Annotated in this window: 18 protein-coding genes and 1 pseudogene; 11 read left to right on the forward strand and 8 right to left on the reverse strand. The window is 50.6% G+C overall.

From position 1 onward, the window contains the following. Nucleotides 1-76: 76 nt before the first annotated feature. Entirely contained in the window at nucleotides 77-220 is a 144-nt protein-coding gene (locus KRAC_RS70775; RefSeq protein WP_007905019.1) for a hypothetical protein, read from the reverse strand. A gap of 217 nt (nucleotides 221-437) precedes the next feature. Here KRAC_RS70775 and KRAC_RS05220 point away from each other — a divergent pair, with 217 nt between their 5' ends. The 11 genes from KRAC_RS05220 (at nucleotide 438) to KRAC_RS70785 (ending at nucleotide 9000) form a co-directional block, all read left to right on the forward strand. Then, nucleotides 438-1322: a site-specific integrase gene (locus tag KRAC_RS05220; protein WP_007905020.1), complete on the forward strand. Its 885-nt coding sequence runs from the start codon at nucleotides 438-440 to the stop codon at nucleotides 1320-1322. A 132-nt stretch (nucleotides 1323-1454) separates the two neighbouring features. Next, the gene (locus KRAC_RS73620; protein ID WP_007905021.1) at nucleotides 1455-2045 is read left to right on the forward strand and encodes a hypothetical protein; all 591 of its coding nucleotides are present in this window, start codon (nucleotides 1455-1457) and stop codon (nucleotides 2043-2045) included. A 279-nt stretch (nucleotides 2046-2324) separates the two neighbouring features. Further along, a complete protein-coding gene (locus KRAC_RS05230) occupies nucleotides 2325-3125 on the forward strand; it encodes a hypothetical protein (protein WP_007905022.1) in 801 nt (266 codons plus the stop codon). 25 nt (nucleotides 3126-3150) lie between these two features. After that, nucleotides 3151-3459, forward strand: coding sequence for an ArsR/SmtB family transcription factor (locus KRAC_RS05235; RefSeq protein ID WP_007905023.1), 309 nt, complete (start codon nucleotides 3151-3153; stop codon nucleotides 3457-3459). Between the two features lie 208 nt (nucleotides 3460-3667). Beyond that, entirely contained in the window at nucleotides 3668-4435 is a 768-nt protein-coding gene (locus KRAC_RS05240; RefSeq protein WP_007905025.1) for a 3'-5' exonuclease, read from the forward strand. A gap of 111 nt (nucleotides 4436-4546) precedes the next feature. After that, complete coding sequence (locus tag KRAC_RS05245; RefSeq protein ID WP_007905026.1) at nucleotides 4547-5464, forward strand: tetratricopeptide repeat protein; 918 nt, start codon at nucleotides 4547-4549, stop codon at nucleotides 5462-5464. After that, complete coding sequence (locus KRAC_RS05250) at nucleotides 5457-6812, forward strand: hypothetical protein (protein ID WP_007905028.1); 1356 nt, start codon at nucleotides 5457-5459, stop codon at nucleotides 6810-6812. The genes KRAC_RS05245 and KRAC_RS05250 overlap by 8 nt, the downstream gene beginning before the upstream one ends. Before the next feature lie 2 nt (nucleotides 6813-6814). Beyond that, complete coding sequence (locus KRAC_RS05255) at nucleotides 6815-7054, forward strand: DUF2695 domain-containing protein (protein ID WP_007905030.1); 240 nt, start codon at nucleotides 6815-6817, stop codon at nucleotides 7052-7054. Between the two features lie 296 nt (nucleotides 7055-7350). Beyond that, nucleotides 7351-7860 carry a hypothetical protein gene (locus KRAC_RS05260; RefSeq protein WP_007905034.1) on the forward strand — a complete coding sequence of 170 codons (510 nt, stop codon included), beginning with the start codon at nucleotides 7351-7353 and terminating at the stop codon, nucleotides 7858-7860. Nucleotides 7861-8108: 248 nt separating this feature from the next. After that, nucleotides 8109-8447, forward strand: coding sequence for a DUF7694 domain-containing protein (locus KRAC_RS79285; protein WP_420795792.1), 339 nt, complete (start codon nucleotides 8109-8111; stop codon nucleotides 8445-8447). Nucleotides 8448-8862: 415 nt separating this feature from the next. Next, nucleotides 8863-9000, forward strand: a complete 138-nt coding sequence (locus KRAC_RS70785; protein ID WP_157506314.1) for a hypothetical protein — start codon at nucleotides 8863-8865, stop codon at nucleotides 8998-9000. Nucleotides 9001-9387: 387 nt separating this feature from the next. On the opposite strand, the pseudogene KRAC_RS68945 reads toward KRAC_RS70785, so the two are convergent. The 7 genes and pseudogenes from KRAC_RS68945 to KRAC_RS78110 all read right to left on the reverse strand — a co-directional run. Next, a pseudogene (locus tag KRAC_RS68945) lies at nucleotides 9388-9565 on the reverse strand (transposase); the annotation flags it as partial. Nucleotides 9566-9633: 68 nt separating this feature from the next. Further along, nucleotides 9634-10545, reverse strand: coding sequence for a tyrosine-type recombinase/integrase (locus tag KRAC_RS05270; protein ID WP_007905040.1), 912 nt, complete (start codon nucleotides 10543-10545; stop codon nucleotides 9634-9636). Between the two features lie 315 nt (nucleotides 10546-10860). Next, nucleotides 10861-11784, reverse strand: a complete 924-nt coding sequence (locus tag KRAC_RS05275) for an AlbA family DNA-binding domain-containing protein (protein ID WP_007905041.1) — start codon at nucleotides 11782-11784, stop codon at nucleotides 10861-10863. A 405-nt stretch (nucleotides 11785-12189) separates the two neighbouring features. Continuing rightward, entirely contained in the window at nucleotides 12190-12624 is a 435-nt protein-coding gene (locus tag KRAC_RS05280; RefSeq protein WP_052567978.1) for a site-specific integrase, read from the reverse strand. Further along, the gene (locus KRAC_RS05285; protein WP_040441935.1) at nucleotides 12617-16057 is read right to left on the reverse strand and encodes a DEAD/DEAH box helicase family protein; all 3441 of its coding nucleotides are present in this window, start codon (nucleotides 16055-16057) and stop codon (nucleotides 12617-12619) included. Before KRAC_RS05285 ends, KRAC_RS05280 begins: the two co-directional genes overlap by 8 nt. A gap of 16 nt (nucleotides 16058-16073) precedes the next feature. After that, the gene (locus KRAC_RS05290) at nucleotides 16074-16418 is read right to left on the reverse strand and encodes an effector-associated constant component EACC1 (RefSeq protein ID WP_007905045.1); all 345 of its coding nucleotides are present in this window, start codon (nucleotides 16416-16418) and stop codon (nucleotides 16074-16076) included. Between the two features lie 523 nt (nucleotides 16419-16941). Further along, a complete protein-coding gene (locus KRAC_RS78110; RefSeq protein WP_007905047.1) occupies nucleotides 16942-17073 on the reverse strand; it encodes a hypothetical protein in 132 nt (43 codons plus the stop codon). Between the last annotated feature and the right edge of the window lie 3 nt (nucleotides 17074-17076).

The raw sequence follows: 17076 nt of genomic DNA on the forward strand, positions 1-17076 counted from the left end.
GCCGTTTTTTGAGAAGGTGAGGAGAAACATGTAACCACAGCCTGTTCTCACCCGTATTACAGGAGAACATACGTTCTCATTCGTGAGAACTGTAGCGCACAAGAAGGGGGACCAGGGTGGATGTTGAGTCGCTCCATTCGCCCCGGGTCTCCTGGCGCTGCACGTGCGCCAGGTCGTAGCCCTGCTCCCTGGCCGCATATTCAAGAGAAGACAGAAGCATCCTGTGTTCTGGGCCTGCTTGGTTTCCTGTGGGCATCTTCCGATGGAAGAATAAACAGACAAACAGGAGGTTTGAGAGAGGACGGAGCATCTCCCTGTCTTCATCTGGCCTGGCACGGTGCCTCAGGGTACCTGCACGCAGCTTCGGAAGTACTGAACTGACCCCTTGCCCTCCTGGGGCAAACTATGCCTTTCGACCGAAGCAGGATGTATTCACCATGGGAAAACGACCAGGACTCCTCTATGAAGCGCTTCAACGACTTGATGGCTTAATGGCACTGGGAGACAGCCGTGCGCAAGCAAAAGCCCAGGCTCGCGCGCAGGGCGAGCACTTCTGGTCGTTCTCTGATGGGAAGATCCACTCCTACCAGACACGGGCCACCTACCAGGACATGGTGATGCGTTTTTTGCGCTGGTGCCGAGCGACTCACGGCACCAAACGTTTGGCCGAGGTCGACCAGCGTGCCGACGAACTCGTCTCGGCCTACTTACAGTTGCACGTGCAGGAAGGCTATAGCCCCTGGACGCTGGCCACCGAGCGCAGCGCGTTACGACTCTTCTTTGGCTCCCCACTCCTGGCAGAAAACGTACCTCTCCCACCGCGTCACCGGGAAGCCATTCAGCGTTCCCGCCAGTCTCCCATGCATGAGGAACTGCCTTCACATCACTTTCAACCTGAGCACTGGCAACCCCTGCTCGCCTTCCTCCGTGCGACCGGATTACGGCGGCGCGAAGTGAGAATGCTTCAGGTGGGCCAGATCCTGGAGCAGCCGGATGGACGCGTGGTGCTTCACGTGCAGGGCAAGGGGGGCAAAGTGCGCCAGGTCCCGGTTCTTTCAGGGCAAGAAGCCATAGTGCTTGGCCTGGTACAAGGGAGGGGTGAGGAAGAGAAGGTCTTTGCTCGCATCCCAAGCCGCCTGGATATCCACGCGTATCGACGACAGTATGCTCAGGCCCTCTATCAACAACTCTCAGGCCTGCCACTCCCTCCTGCCACTGGTCGACTTCCACGCGGCATTCTGGATGAGGAGGCAGTACTGGCCGTCTCGCGGGCGCTTGGGCATAACCGTCGAGACGTGGTCCTGACCTACTACCTGCGCTAACCATACGCTCATCCCAGGAACAACGATGTTCCTGTTCATATAGATTCCCTTTTACTGGCTCATTCGCCTGCCAATGCAGGCGGGTGAGCCAGTTTTTCATGTCTTTTTTCAACGAAATAAGGAGAACGCTCTATGCGTCGAGAAGATGCACGCTATCGTTTCTTGCTCAAAGAAATCGAGGCCTTCACTACCGTCTACAAGAAGACAGCCCAGGCCTGGCTTGCGGACTTTACTAGCGACCCAGCCAACATCACGGACCAGGAACATGGCTACAGACGCGTCTTTCCTGAGCAGGTGCTCGCCCGTATCGAAGGCTTTGACACCCTGAAACGCCTCTTCCAGCCCTTTGGGCGCCCCGAACCAACACGTTTCTTCTTGCCATACTATGATCAGGTCATTACCCCTTTCAATCACGAAATGGAGCTGCGCCTCGCCGAGTGGTGGAGACGAGAGTGGCGACGCCAGCATCTTGACTTTGCCCATATTCCACCCGCCCCATCCACACAGCCAGAGGCACTCATCCCCTGCGGATTTCGCACCTGGCGTTATACCGATCAACTCCTGGTAAAGATAGAAGGTGGGATGAGAACGCGCCGCTGTCAGGTAAGCACGTGTTGCACAGGCTACGTTATCTGGAGCGTTGCGCTCCCTCCCATGCCTTTGCGCGTCCTGCCTCAACTCTTGCTTCCACGACTCCATCGGCTCGCTGCCCTCACCGACTAGCGACAACTGGAACAACTTCCACCTGCCGTCAGCCGCGCCCTCGCGAAACGCGTCACACAACTGATCACCTTTTACACTGCGCGCCCTTTTCAGGTAATCCCACTGCCATTGCCTTCACACGAGCCGTCCTGCCTGAGCAACTCACAACAGAGCATGCAGAGACCCACTGCTCATGAATAGTTGTTTCCCTCTCCATTGCCGCAGCCCTCCTCCATCACTCCTCCAGCAGGATCAACGTCACTACCCACATCTCATGCATAGAAAGGAAATCATGCTGCCATGTCTGAGACACATGCACGCCATGACACGTCTTCACCCGTTGACACGAACGACAAGCAACCACTCCCACCCGCAGGGCACTCCTACAGGTACCTGCCACTTGGTGGTCGTATCCTTGATCGCGAACACATTGTCACCCTCATTGATCACCGCTCTCGTCTGCTTGCACCAGGGATCGAGATCGTGTTTGCAAGCGAACGACTGGCACCACTGTTGATTCAAAACCCAGCCGATCAGGAAACCCTGCTCACCTGGTACCTCCACGCGCATCTCTCGACCCCTCGGCCATTTCTTCAGCTCGGCATCCACCTGCTCTCACATACACACATCTGTGAGTTGCAGGAGAGTGCCATCGAGGGTGACAATTCTCTGCTCCTGCGTTACATGTCACAGCCAGATCCGCTCATGGGCGACGCCACCTCCTCTATCCAGACCCTGGAACTGCGAGGACAGACCGCCGATGCCATTCGCCACTGGCTTGTGGCACAGACAGAAGTTATTGTGCCTTTGAGGCCTGCCGCCTCCAGTTTGCCTTCTACCGCCCTGGGGTTCATGCAGGAATCCCCCTCCTGTCCCCATTGCGAAAGCTGGCTCACTCCTCATGTGGACCAGACCCAATACACCCTGACCCTGATCTGCCCGCTCTGTCAGTACACCGACGGCCCTTTACCCGAAACGAGGAACACACACCTTCAACCAACACACCAAGGAAAGGATAACCCCTATGAATACACAACAACAACGTTCCCCTCATCTCTCGCTCATGCCTTCCGTTCCGGAGGCAGACTCAGCGCCGAGTGAGAACACAGACTGGAGAGAAGCAGGATTGGAAGAGGACGCAGACCTCGTGCTCCTGCTTGAGGCCCTCGCCAGCCCCATCCGATTTCGTTTGCTCCGCTTGCTCGCACAAGAAGGCGGCAACCTCTGTGTCAGTGAACTGGTCGAACGAATCCCACGCAGCCAGCCCGTTGTGTCGCACCATTTGCGGCTCTTACTGTTTGCCAGGCTGATTGGAGTGAAACAACAGGGGAAGCATAACTACTACTACATCTTCCCCGACAAGCTGAAGGAGATACGCGATGCCCTTGCCTCCGTTGAACACCTGCTTCAGCAAAGGCGTGAGGATCAACTTTAAACAGAAAGAACCTCTTCAGGATACGATCTGTAACATCACTCCTGAAGAGGCACCACCAAGAGGAAGCGGGATTTCCTCCAACGCTCTCTCCTCTGAGCATACCTCACGATCTCCCCGGCATACAACATTTTCCCATTGTTTTCTGATGACGACAGCTTCCCCCATGTATAGTGGGAAGCTGTCGTCCTTTGTCTGAAAGGACATGCATATGACGCATATCATCAACCCATTCCCCTTTGATTACCAGCAGGCCATCGAACAGGCACGTGCCCTCCTGGAAGAAGAGCAGCAGGCAAGCCTTTTACCCGCAGGAAACTCTCGCGCTGTGCGAGCCCAGAGACGCGAGCACCTGGAGCAGTTGCTGATGCAGATCCAGGTCCGTATGCAGCAGGACATCGGGCACCTGCGCTACGCGCTCCACACCCTCCCACCGCTTCCACCACTCCAGGAAATCCGGTGGGCACAGGAGATACTGGCACGCCCTGACCTGGCCATCTTCCACCTAACCACCGCCGGGCTCTCACATGACGCCGAAATCATCGCGGTCACCCTGGTTGATCGAGCAGGTCTGCCCATCAAACAGCTCGTAGTTCGCCCAATGAACCCCATTTCCTTTGCACGCGGGGAGACCTATGGGCTGAGCGCAGCCCAACTGGCGTCGGCACCTTCTTTGCCTGAGGTGTGGGATCACCTTGCCCAATCCTGTCAGGGCCGCTTCTTGCTTAGTTTCCAGTGTGACTATGATCTGGCACGACTTGCAGAAGCCGCTGCACAGTTGCACCTCCCGCCTCTCTGCGTCCAGATGGAAGATCTGCGCGCTCATACCCGGGCCTACTTTGGCGAACTGGGGTTACGGCTTTCAGATCTCTGCCAACGATGCGGGATCACCCTGCCACCCACACCCAATCCCCTTCAATGTGCCCAGGCCTTCCATGCCGTGCTTTGCGCCATGGCCCACGCGGGGGGAGAAGACTAACCCTTGCCCACACAACACAAGCCATGCCAGGGAGAGGGCGACAATGCTGCCCTCTTTCTGGTACCTCACCATCAGACCATGCTCTCAGTTTTGAAAGGAGTAAGTTCCATCATGTCCACCATATCAGCACCAACGCTCGCATCAGAGATCGGGTACGCCTTGCACCAGATCCTCATGCTGAATCCAACCCATCCGCTCATAGAGGTGTGCTCCCGCGTGAGCGACGACGGCACCGTTGAGCGCTCACGACTCGCGAAGCACGTGAGTTTCTGGTCATCACAATTGAGGCGTCCTCAAGCCAACTCACGCGTGCTCTTCTTTCAACACAACAATACACAACGCCTGCTGCTACAACGTGGGACAGCCTATGCCCTGCTTGGAGCGCCTGAGCAGGCACGGCAGGATCTGCATGCGCTCCTGCAACATGTGAGCAGCAATGGGGGAACAACGAGGCGACTGGAAGGGCTCGCCTGTCTGGTGCTTGCGGTCCTCGCCACAGCACAGGAACGCTACCCAGATGCGCTTCCACTCTGGAAACAGGCGCGGGCCTGGCTTCAGCCACAGGAGTATGACCCGCTAGCATGGACCTGGTACGACGCGAAGGTCCTCATTCAGCTCAAACACCTGCACAAGGCGCACAAGGTGCTTACAGACATCCTCACGCCAGTCAGCCCTGATCCACGCCTGCCACGGCAGCAGGAACGGGCTGAGGCCTATGCAGAACTCTATGCCCAGCGTGGTGGCGTCTGTTCCCTGTTGCACTCTCATCAGGATGCCATTGAGGACCTCAACGCGGCGATCAGGCTCCATCCAACGTGTGCGCGTTTCTTTCACATTCGTGGATTGCTCCATGCTAAACAGCAGCACTGGCAGGCGGCCTATCAGGATCTCTGGCATGCCTTACACGAAATGCCAGAAGACCAGGCACTGGCGGATTGCTTCCTCATCGTCATGCAACGCCTGGGCACACAGCTTGCCGTGCCTACCACCTCTACCCCACGCACGAAAGGGAGAGCCACGCATGCATAACCGCCGACGTTCCACGTTCACCCGTCAACTCCAGGAGCTGCGTGCGTCACTGCCTCCAGGGGCACCTGACCCCCTGATCGATCCGCCACCTGACGCATTCCTCCACCTATGGGAGTGCGCCAGAGCCGCGGGGATCGTCGTGAGCGACCTCCTGGTGGTTCGCCAGCCACTTGATCTTCGCGCAGCGGGGGCCTATTCCATCGAGGATCACGACATCTGGGTCTGGTATTCCTCCGATGTACCAGAGGAGCAGGCCTTGCGTACGTTTCTCCACGAACTGGCCCATGCTCAGTGTCCTCCCACACTGCCCTACGCGTCATTCGAAGAAGAGTGGGCGGAAGAACGCGCGACCTGGAAGCGCGCCATTGCCCTGGCGCACGCCTGGAGAGTGAGCCATCTCTTCTCGGAGGAGATCATTGCAGAGCTCCTGGAAGAGGTGGAGGCGTGTTTGCAGCAGCGTCTCGCTACCGCGTCCATCGTGGGCAGTACCGATATGGAGCGAACTGAGCGTGCACTCAAACAACTCTGGCTTGAAGCTGATGCGCGTGGGTGGACGGGTGAACTACTGCATGAGGTACTCACAGGAACCAGGTCTGATCCTGGGTTGCTTGGTGAGATGCTCACCTTTGATCGCTGCGTCCTTCATGCCTGCGGGGAAATGGTGCATGAACCTGAAGAAGATCCTGATCCAGAGATACTCTTTGGTCCCCTCTCTCGTCTGGGGGAAGGCACACTCCTGGCAAACGCAGTGGAGATGCTCCAGCGTACCCTGGCCACCTGTGCCCAACAGGAAGAGGCGCTGCGCGCACGTCTCGCCACGCGACCCTGGCAGGTGGTAACGTTGGGAAGGGTGTCATATGAGCGAAGTCGACAGGTGATACAGGATGAGGCATCGCTGCAAGAGGCCATTGCCCTGGTCAATCAACTATGCTTTGAGGCTCATGGCTATGCTCTACGTATGCACTGGCAATGCTTTGATGAACTGTTCTCCCGGCAAGATCAGGTGGCCTACCCGGCGCGTCTCTACTGTCTCCATCTTTTCTTCACTCCCTGGACGCAGGTGCTGACCTACCTCTCTCCCTGGATAGACCCAGAGATGCTCCCTGCCTGTCAGAAACGCCTCCCCAGGGCCGTCTGGTTCCTGTTTCCCAAGGAAGAGGACACTACGCTGCTTGAAGCCACGTGGCAACTCTTCCTGCTGTCCTGGGCCAGGTGTGCTGAGATTGGCTACGAAGGCTCCCTCTTCACTCCGGTGAATCCTCTGCAAAGCACGAGTGAGTCTCAGAGGACACCTACTCCAGAGGATATCGAAGGGGGTGATGGAAACACCATGGGAGGGACAGCATAACGATGTTGAATCAACGGCAATTTGATGCACTCTATACCTGGTTGCAAGAACCACACCAGTGCCATGCCCAACCGAGCAAGAATGGGTGGCGCTATAGATGTAACCACACCTTTCAGCATACAGCAGTCTGGCTGAGACGTCAGGGTCTGGAGGTGGAGAGTCACCTGACACACCTCAGAGCGCTTGGGATCACTTGCGATTGTAGCATCCTCTCGACGCTCATTGACTGGCCCACCTCCTAGCCAGTTTCCCCGTTTCATTACCTCCACTTTCTCCTCTCTGCACACCCGCAGTGGTGTGCTGCTTTGATTCCAGTAAGAGCACACTGCTCCACGGCAAGCGGATCGCTTTCCTGTTGCATCTGAACCACACGTTCACAGACAGGTAGGAAGGAAGAGAGAGGAACAGCATCAAGACGACAAGCACGCAGAGAAGACACGCGCATCTTTGTGCTCTTGTCATGGAAAAGCATGCCTTCTCCCCGGCCATGATCACGGCTGGGCAGGAGGCATTGTTGTGTTCAAAAAAGGAGATAGACATGTCAGAACGACAAGCGAAACGCCAACGTCGCGCCGAGCGAAAAGCGGCAGCTACCCACGAGGCAATACCACCTCGCCCTCCCCTGGGTGCATCACCTCACCTCACTGGGCAGCCTTCAGTCGCCTCAAGCCATCTTGCCATCGCACTCAGTGCAGCCGTTCCTCTTCGCGTGCTCGGGCTCTATGAACGGCAAGGTCCCGATAAAAACGACCTGGAAGCAGCGCATCACGTGGGAACACTCCTTGCATCAAAGGGGGATCGCCTTCTCTTTCGGAGCGAGGTGAGAGGTGAAACAGCTGACATCTTCAATCAGACAGCGCAAGCCCTGGCGGTGCTCTCATTTGCGCCTGGTGGGGTCACCTGTTTTGGTCACCACTTTGACGCTCAAAAAATCCTCTCCGGATTCTTTGGAGCTGAAGCGGCAGAACGCTACTGTCAGCAGGTGACAGGAACTCCTCTCGCAGCGCAGCAAGAGCAAACGACTGCTTACAACGAAGATGAGCGCTGAGCCAAACGCCACAAGAAATGATTTGAAAAGTGACAGACGACGCCCCAGTAAGGCTTCGTCTGTTTTTCTAAAGAAAGAACAAGCGATGAAACGCAAGAAACAGCACCACACACGATCTTCTGAGCATCCCCTGGACGCCGTTTGTCCAATGCGAGAAGGATCCACGAGACCCTGAAAGTGAGATCTATCTTAACAGTCGCTATCAGGTCCATCTCAGACGCCTCAAGGCAAACGACGGTGGACCCGATCTGATCCACCTCTCGTTTCGGCGCTTAGACAGAGAAATCTTTCTGCCGTATAGGGACAAAATACGTATCAAAGACGAACTCGTCGGACCAGAATGCGAAGGTGTTGAGCTGCTTCCTGCTCGTTCAAGGGAAGTGGACACATCAAATCAGTTTCACGCGTGGATTATTGATAGTTCCACATTCCGTTTTCCCTTTGGCTTCACACAGTGTCTGGTCACCGAAGTCGCCCTTGATGGCGCGCGACAGGAGCCATGGCCCACCAACGAGCGTCCATCGGATTGCCTTTCCGAAGAGGAAATGAGAGCCCTCCTCCAGCAAGAGAAACGGAAGCGTCCCTAATAATGGGCAATGAAAGACACCTTCAGGCACTGCGTGTGAAAGGATGCAGTAGTGTGAAAGGATGCAGTAGTGTGAAAGGATGCAGTACCTGAAGGTGTCTTTAAGTCTGTCAAATGTTCTTTTTTTCGCACAAGCAATTCTATAAATAATCACATTACCAAAGTTTGGTAATCTTGGGTTTCAAAAGAGCGGAGAGCGTCTTTTCTTAGTTCTCGAACGCGTGTACCGATTCTCACCCACTTGATTCCCTCTCTCTCTTCAATCATTGGACATCTGCTCTCCGACCTCGCTGAGGCTCTCGAAGAAGGGTGAGAAAATATCAGCGTGACATTTGCACGCATTATCTCAGCTTCTCTGGATGGGTGCGCAAGTTTTTTTGCGCCGAGCTCATCCAGAGCAATAGAGAGACAGTACGATGGGAGAGAGCTGGTACATTGGGCAAACTTCGACCGATTTGAAATCAGCGTCAATCACGGGAATTGGTGGTGGTCATCCAGGGAAAGCCGCTCCCGATGGTATTCTTGCCATCACCACGGTGTACATAGGCCACTGAAGCGCCAGAGCATTGATTGTTGTTTGTCCATCCCAACAGTTTGCTGACGAACATTGTAGAACTATCCTGATATTCGAGAGAACTCACCCACAGAATACTTCTGCAATGTTCGCCAACAGGCTGTTGGAATTTCCATCAAGCGGCCTGGGAAGGGTATGCATTGGAAATGTGCAAGCCAGCCACTTGACTCCAGAAATGTCAGAGAGGGACTAATACGATGCTGTGGTGGCTACCTGCTTCCATGTGCCGTTCGTCGAATAAAAGCCAGCAGCATAGGCAGATTCAGATGAGTGGTAATCACCCACCATTGGAGTATAACACGATGTTTGACCGGGAGAAACCCACCCATTGCCGCCCGCCGAGGAACAATCATAATACTTACCACTCCCGATCGACCAACACCTGTCCCTGTTGGGCGGCATAGGCCACAAAGACACCGATTTGGCAGTTGCTGATCTTGCCCACTATATTGCGGTGCCACTCCCACCGATTTGGTCACCTTCTTCAAGAAGCCTGTTTCATCAATGACGACGACGGCCACCGGATCAGCCATCTTCTCACCTACCAGACCGAGCAGATCATCCTAGTAATGGCTTATGAGTATTGGAATCTTACCGCACTGTATATCTTCTTTTACATTCCCGCTGCCGCCAACTTACTACACTTCCGCTGCGCATCAGCCCAGGGTGAGTTGCTCTGCCCGATCTTCTGCAATACGTCCTCGAGCTTCGCTCCCTGCTTGAGACTGAGGACCACAAACATATCACACAGCATACTGGCAGTCACGTTCTTCTGGAGCCTGGCGTGCCTAGCAGTGGACGTGAGCAGTTGTTCAATAAAGCGTGGCGTGTAGGGGAAGAGCGCGTCGGTTATGGCGTATTGCTTGACGTAATCGGCCAGCACTGGTACAACCTCTGGCGGCAGCTTCAGTTTCCAGTCTTTGTGTACCTGCTTATCGATATGTTTCAGCCATACCTCGGGAGCATAGGCATCGGAGAGATCAAAATGGAACAGCTTTAAGGTAAGCAACTCGGCTTTCTTCATGCCGGTCTCCAACAAAAGCAGCGCCAGTAAGTAGGCGCGCGGGTACTGGCTGGCCGCCGCCCGCAACTGGCGGCACTCGTTCTCAAAGAGGATATCGGGAAGTGGGGAGGTGACTCGCACGTAGGGGATTGCCTGGATTGGGTTGGTGGCGATCACTTCGGTTTGCACCAGCCAGTTAAAATAATTGTTCATTGTCGATAGTTTGCGGCTCACCGTTTTTGCCGTCAGGGTCTTTTTTAGCTCGCCAATCCACTGCTGAACATCTGTCGTCCGCATCTCGCAAAGCGGCGTGTCTTTGACGAATAAGCCAAACCGTTTGACATCGCTGGTAAAATCGGCTGGCGTGTATTTGGAATAATCTCCGCTCTGTAAATATGCATAGTTGGCAAGCAGGATCTTCAGTACAGTATGGTGGGAAGTTGGAGGTTCTATCTGATACACCTGCTCCGGTGCTCCTGCGTACTTTCTGCGGTCAAAGAGGGTAGACTGATCTATAGTCATACCCCTACTATACTACTTCGCAGAGTCACGAGCACTCTCATCCTTCTTATGAAGCGCCCGCGCCAGCCTTTCCGCTTTATGGCCATGGTCTCTTCTGATAGGTAAGTGGGGGAGGGGAGAGCCGGAATGACTCTGCGAATTTCATCGATCACCAGAGGTTGGAATAGTATTGCTGATCGACAGGTAGAGGTGTACTATTAGCGATACTACAATATAGAGAGTCACTAGAAATCCGAAGCGCTAGCAAAAATGACGTGAACGTAAGATATATGCGCTGTTTGCTAGCCTATCTTAAGAGGAACTTCTCTTCTATTTTTACTTTTTAAGCATGAGGCTCTTTACAGAATCGATAATTGCCTCATCCCTTTTTGTTTCATCTTTGATATACAAAACAATATACTCTATAGCTGTATGAGTTTGCTCTAGAGTAACTAACTCCTTCGCTGTTTCATCCAATCTATCACTTACTTGCTTGAAAAAGACAAATGCCAACCCACTGACTATCCCAGAAACAATACTTGAAGCAGAGGTAACTATACCAGCTTGCAGAATACCAGCATAGATATAAATAACTCCAACAAATATCAAGGATAGAGCAAACGCAAGGGCAATAAGTGCGGCGAAAAAAGCGATGCGTCCTTGTAGGCGTTTCTCTCTCCGTTCGCTAAAAAGTTCTTGGCGGGTAAGTTTGATTGTCTCGATTAGAGCTTCGCTAGCTTTGAGACCTGTTTCCTCTTCAATTCGCTTATGAACGATTTCTTCAAATTGGTTAGATTTTTGAGCTCTAACCGTTTCCTGTGCATTAACTCCGAGCGATGAAAGAATATTTTGCTTTGCGGTAGGAACCGCATTCGCTAGCGCTTGGAAAGCGATCTCTTCCGTTAAAACTGTTCTGCTCCCACGGCGAACATATAAACGACCATTTACTGTGCGAACTGGCGTCGGAGATTTTTGTACTTCAATAACGAAGAGGCTTTTCCCTTCTACCTCTTTAATATGATGACTAAGCTCCGGATGAGGTCTTAATAGCTTTAAAGCTGAACGTATTGCACCAGGAGACTTCTCTAACTCTGTAGAGTCAAGTCCTCTAATAGTCCCATCATCGTCCACCCCAATGATAATTTCCCCACCCTCACTATTCGCAAAACTCGCAATAACATGAGCAAGCATAGGTGACGAAGGTATGGCTAGTTTATACTCCAGTAAAGGGCCTTCTCCTTGAAGACTTAATAAACCCAATTCGTGTTCTCCTCTGCTACTGCAATCTCATTAGGAAAAACTTCTTGCTGCAAACAATTTTGATACTACTAATATTTGCATAAGTTTTTAATCGCGCCTATTATACTCTTCTTTCCTTCTTTATGACAAGAATAAAGAGGGTCAATAAATCACCAAAATTCTGGTGTAAATATGTAACAAGCAGCTGATCTTCGATTGGCACTATTAAGTAGGTTGAGTATCAACGCCCACTCTACCACACAGCACTTTAGAACAGGAGTTAACCGATCTACAACCCCACCTTCGCCGCTGCATTCTCCGTAAACAGTGACCCATCGCGGATGTACCCGCGCAGCACCTGCAGCGATTTATGCCCCGTCTGTTTAGCGATCACCCGCTCACTCACCCCAGCTTGAGCCGCAGCCGTCACAATCCTGCTCTCAATGAGTGTCCAGAAAAGTCGTTATATTCAAGCCCTGCGGCCTTCGCACGCCGTTTCACAATCTCGGCCACTGCCCGATCTGATAGAGAAGTGCCAAGCTTGGAGTGGCGAGTGATCGACCGGAACGCCTGGCCGTCCGTGATGCCTGCTGCTTCTTTCCATGCTCTCCAAGCGCGCACTGGACGCGTTTTTTGTTCATGACCGTAGGGGATGCCTTTGACAAAGCCCTCACCCTCTTGATCGGTCTTGGATTGCCGGAGCTGCACGCGCAAACCGCCCTCGGTTTCAGTGATGTCGGCCAGGCGCAGCTGCGCCAACTCGGAACGTCGAAACGCACCGGCAGCAAAGCCGATCAGGAGTAACGCACGGTCACGCAGGTCAATCAGCGACGTACCGAGCGGATCAACCAACTTATACATAACACTGGTTACAGCACACAGATGCTCTTGGATACTTCATTTTCAGATGACTTATAATCTCTGCAATGGGACCTTCTGCTAATTGAGAATATGCGAATATCAGAGCAACAGTCTTCTTAGATTCAGTATTCCCCTGTAAGCACAAGCCCCAATTCTTCTTAGCTTCCACTGGATTAACATCTTTAATCATTGCAATAAAGTCATCTTGCGATAAGCTATAAAGATAAGATATCAATGGGGATACACCTTGACAATTGTGTGGTTGAAGCTCTGATATCTCCTTTGCAATTGTAGCTACATTATGTTTGAAGGCTCGAACCGCTAGCAAACTGTCCATAGTAGCGATTGACCGCAAGGCTAGCAGAGAAAGTTCTGAATTAAAAAGCGTTAACGGAAGATTATGACCAGTCCGTAGCTTTTCTACAATAGTTTGTGGTGCAACAACAGCAAGAACACAATGTATCTCTTTTAGCTCTTCTGAGTGCTGCGTAATCCATGATCTAGCTGGTTCATGATTTGGCAAGATAGATAAAGATAAGATTAGCTGTAATAGTTCATGGGGACAACTTCCCCAAAGTCCTTGTGCTGTTGCATCCAGTTGGGAAAATTTAATCAAATTTGCAATTTTAGCAGCTTGTGTTGGGGCCGCTTCTTTGATGAAAGAGAGCATATCTGCACAGGAACCCCAATCACGTTGTGCAGCACATGATATTGCATTAGCTATTATTTGTGGCTGTAAAGCGTTAGCAATTTTTTTTGCAATTCTGTGTTGAGAGGATGAGGGCCTCTTACGGCGTAAAAATCCTCGTGCATAACCGAGCACAAACCAAATAGCGTCGCGAAATTCTTTAAAGGTCTCGATAAAATCGTTATGAAATGCATTCACAAGCTGAGGGATGGCTCTTTCAATGAGATTTAAAGCCTTATCAGTATGAGAAGGACCTATATTATTAAGAAAGAGATCGAAGGCATATATGTCATTCCTAGACATCGCATCAACCAATGCGTTAAAGCAGGTAAAGTCTAAACAAAGGTTAAATTGTACTCGCCACTCTTGAGTAAAAGCTACATACAATCGACCTATGAGAAAGGACCATGCTGCAACTCCTTCCCATTTTAATTGAGGGAGCTTAGAAGCCATAACATGAGGATCAATATGCTTCATAAGAGTTAGTATGACATGCTTGCTCTGCCTATATTCTTGGCTGAGACTGTTCACCAGTAATCCTAAGCCAAAGCCTGAATGCTTATCAGCATTCTCGATCCACTGAGCAAGAAGTAATATGTTGTCTGAAATAGTTTGTATATGATTAGGATACCAATCGATTAGTGTGTCTAAGACAAAAGCAGCATCACGGCGATCCTCTCCGCTATTAGCAATCCAGCATCTCTCAACTATTTGTTGCCAGTTGGAATAAGTAACTATCGAATAGTTTTTTTGCTGATACATAAAGGTGTCAGCAAAGCGCAACTCACGTAGAAGCCAACTAATACCTCGTAAGGAGGTGCTTTCCCATGAGATAATTCCTCGAAGCATTGTTACCACGTTGCTCCATTCTAGGTTTTTTGTGTCCTCAACCAAGAAACGCAAAGCATAAACTGAAAACCGTAAATGGGAGCACCGATAGTAAGTTTTTCCAAAAACCACCCGTTGTTTTTGCAACAGTTGAAAAGATTGTTCGAGCCACTGTTTGTCTCTTCCCAGAAAGGATATAGCTCGTTCGAGCCAAGACATTGGCACACCCTCATCAAGGGTAACTATTTGGCCTACTGCAATTGTTACAAGAAGTAGATCTGCACGATTCATTTCACTTGCCTTAGCCAGGATGTCCCTTGAGCGCAGTTCTCCCCCTGTTAATACAAAGTTGAATTGCCAAGGCGTTTCGCATTGAACAGCTTCTTCAATACGTCGCTCAAGAGGTACATCGAAGAAACCTTCTCCGATGTGTGGATCCAATTTTTGAATTATAGACAGAATTTCTTTTTCCCCATTACGGATAGCTTTAGCAAGAATGTCTACTGCTCGTGAGTTAACAATAGAAACAGCATCATGATCAAGAGGGTTAATACCCTCTTCTGTTAAAACAATGATAACTGCTAAGTTACTTCCGGAATGTTCCTGTAAACGTCGAACTAAATGCTGATCAAGTGACTGTGCGTTATCGAGTATTAAGACTGTTCGCTGCGGGAGATTACTAATCGCACCAATAAGCTCATCTACAGCAAGGTGAGGCTCTACTAAACGCAGGACTTTCCAACCTTGCTTATGCATCTCATATGCGGATTGAAACGCTGTGATTGTCTTTCCACAACCGCTTCTTCCCTTAATTATGGCGTTATAGGCGACAGATAATTGCTGTAAGATGGTTTTGACCTCGGGCAATTGTGGACAAGACTCGACGTCTGAGGGTCCAAGCGAACGTCCAGCTAAAGCAGCTCCTAAATCTCGCTGATTTTCGTAAGTAACGTATTCCCATCCCTTAATTGCATTATAAGAATGAATATATTTTATGGGCTTAAGAAAAGCTTCGTTAGTTAGCTGGAGAGATTCTGATGAATTTATATGTGCATTAGCGTCTAGTACTTCTTGATCTACTAACGCAATATTAGGAAAAAAGGGAATCTCTGCTATATCTCCTTCGCTCTGATCTGGAGAGTGAACTTCCGGTCGGGGAACACTATCTTGATAGCTCTTGAATAGAAACTCATCCATTAAGTGAGCAAGCGTATAAAGAGAAAGATTATTGCGTGAATGTACATCACCATTTTGCAAGACAAATAGTAGTGCTTCTGAAAACGTCGTATATTTAGCGCCAGAAAGGGTTACAGAAGGGCTATAGCGATTAGATGAACAAAGAAGAGACGTTCCTCGGGAAGGAAAGCCTCTCCCTTTATCTTTTTCCTCAAATGCTTGCATAGTTTGTCTAAGAGCAATCAATGGCATTGGCGCTTGATACTGGACTGCTGTTGCAGAGAAACAACAATCGAGGATCAGGATACGCCGAAGAAAGCGTGCGTTCTCTTTAATAGTGTGCGCCAATGATTCCATCTCTAATTTAGAGGATTGTGGTCCTGGTTCTTGCGAGGAACGAATAAGGAGTTGGTATCGGTTTGATCTTGCGAATCCTCCATGGCCCACGTAATAAAAGATAATATCCCTTGCAACAAACCCGGATTGCTTTAATTCTGACACACGTGTCTTGAGGAAATTTCCAATCCTTTTTTCTATATCTGGGGGACTGCCATCAGCATTAAATAGATCTAATAGGTTCTCTTTGGGAAGTTTGAAGATGTTGATAAAATATGCTCTGAGGCTTTTTGCAGAATTGACAAAAGCCTCAGATGACTCGAAGCTGGGAGCCTGGGGAAACTCACTCGCGCCAAGTAATACGACAAGCGTTGTTTGAGGAGAAGGAAGTAATAGTTCTGCCATTATGTAAGCACAAGCCTCACTCTTTAGCATTTTGAAGAAGAAGCTCAGTAAGTTTCAGCACTGTCTTATTATTGACATTCTGTACAATGACATCTCCTTCTGGCCGCTTAAATGTCAAACTAACACTTTGACGACGCTGCAACCAATTGCCTACTGCTTGTGCAAGAGATACAACTGATGCCGATCCCAGGACAATTTCTAGAATAGTTCCCCAATCCTGGGTACGCAGATCACTTCTTTTTCGTTGAACGTTGGCATCCGGTACGGCGTCCAACACAAACTCCCTCAATTCTTGAGCGTACTGATTAGCATCAGCAGATGAGATATCATCAAAGGTAATGAGGTAGGTGTACTGATCCATGAAACCCTTCTTCAAGAACTACTAAGAATCACGAGAGGGATAAGCCATATTCATAATCAGAAGCCTTTCAGGCGATATTCCAAGGCAATGTAGCGCTGAAAGTACACGACGCGTCTGAATGTAGAGCCTATGACTTGCTGTGTTCTATCTGAATAGCAAGTCGTTTAACTTATCCCAGGCTAGTATACAGCAAATTATAACTTAAGAGAACAGAGCGCTACATTAAGAAGCGGAAAGAATTTTATCTTTTCTAACGATATAAAACTTACCTTCCAAATTATGAGTAAAACTCTCAAAAAAAGGACTTTTTTGAAAATTTCAACTACAAAACTAAGATTACCTCGGGAACTGGATAATGTAATAAGATAAAATAGTTGTATCGAGAAAGCTAGTGATGTAGGTCAGAAAGATTCTTAGCTAATCCGGCAGGAATGGTAATTTTGCAGGGGATCAAGCACTGGAGAAGGCAGCCAAGGCGGCCCGCTGCAACACAGGAGCGCCTCAACTTTGCACTCCTGGAATCCTATAAAGCTCGTGCCTGAGCGGCAGTGGTAGCAAGTTTGGCGACTTGTGCTAGGGTCAGTGGTTCGGTGATGAGGGCTCCAGTACTCGGAAGATGGTCCTGAATCTCCTGCATCAGTAGGTCCTTTTTCATACT

The sequence above is a fragment of the Ktedonobacter racemifer DSM 44963 genome (assembly GCF_000178855.1).
Lineage (GTDB): Bacteria > Chloroflexota > Ktedonobacteria > Ktedonobacterales > Ktedonobacteraceae > Ktedonobacter > Ktedonobacter racemifer.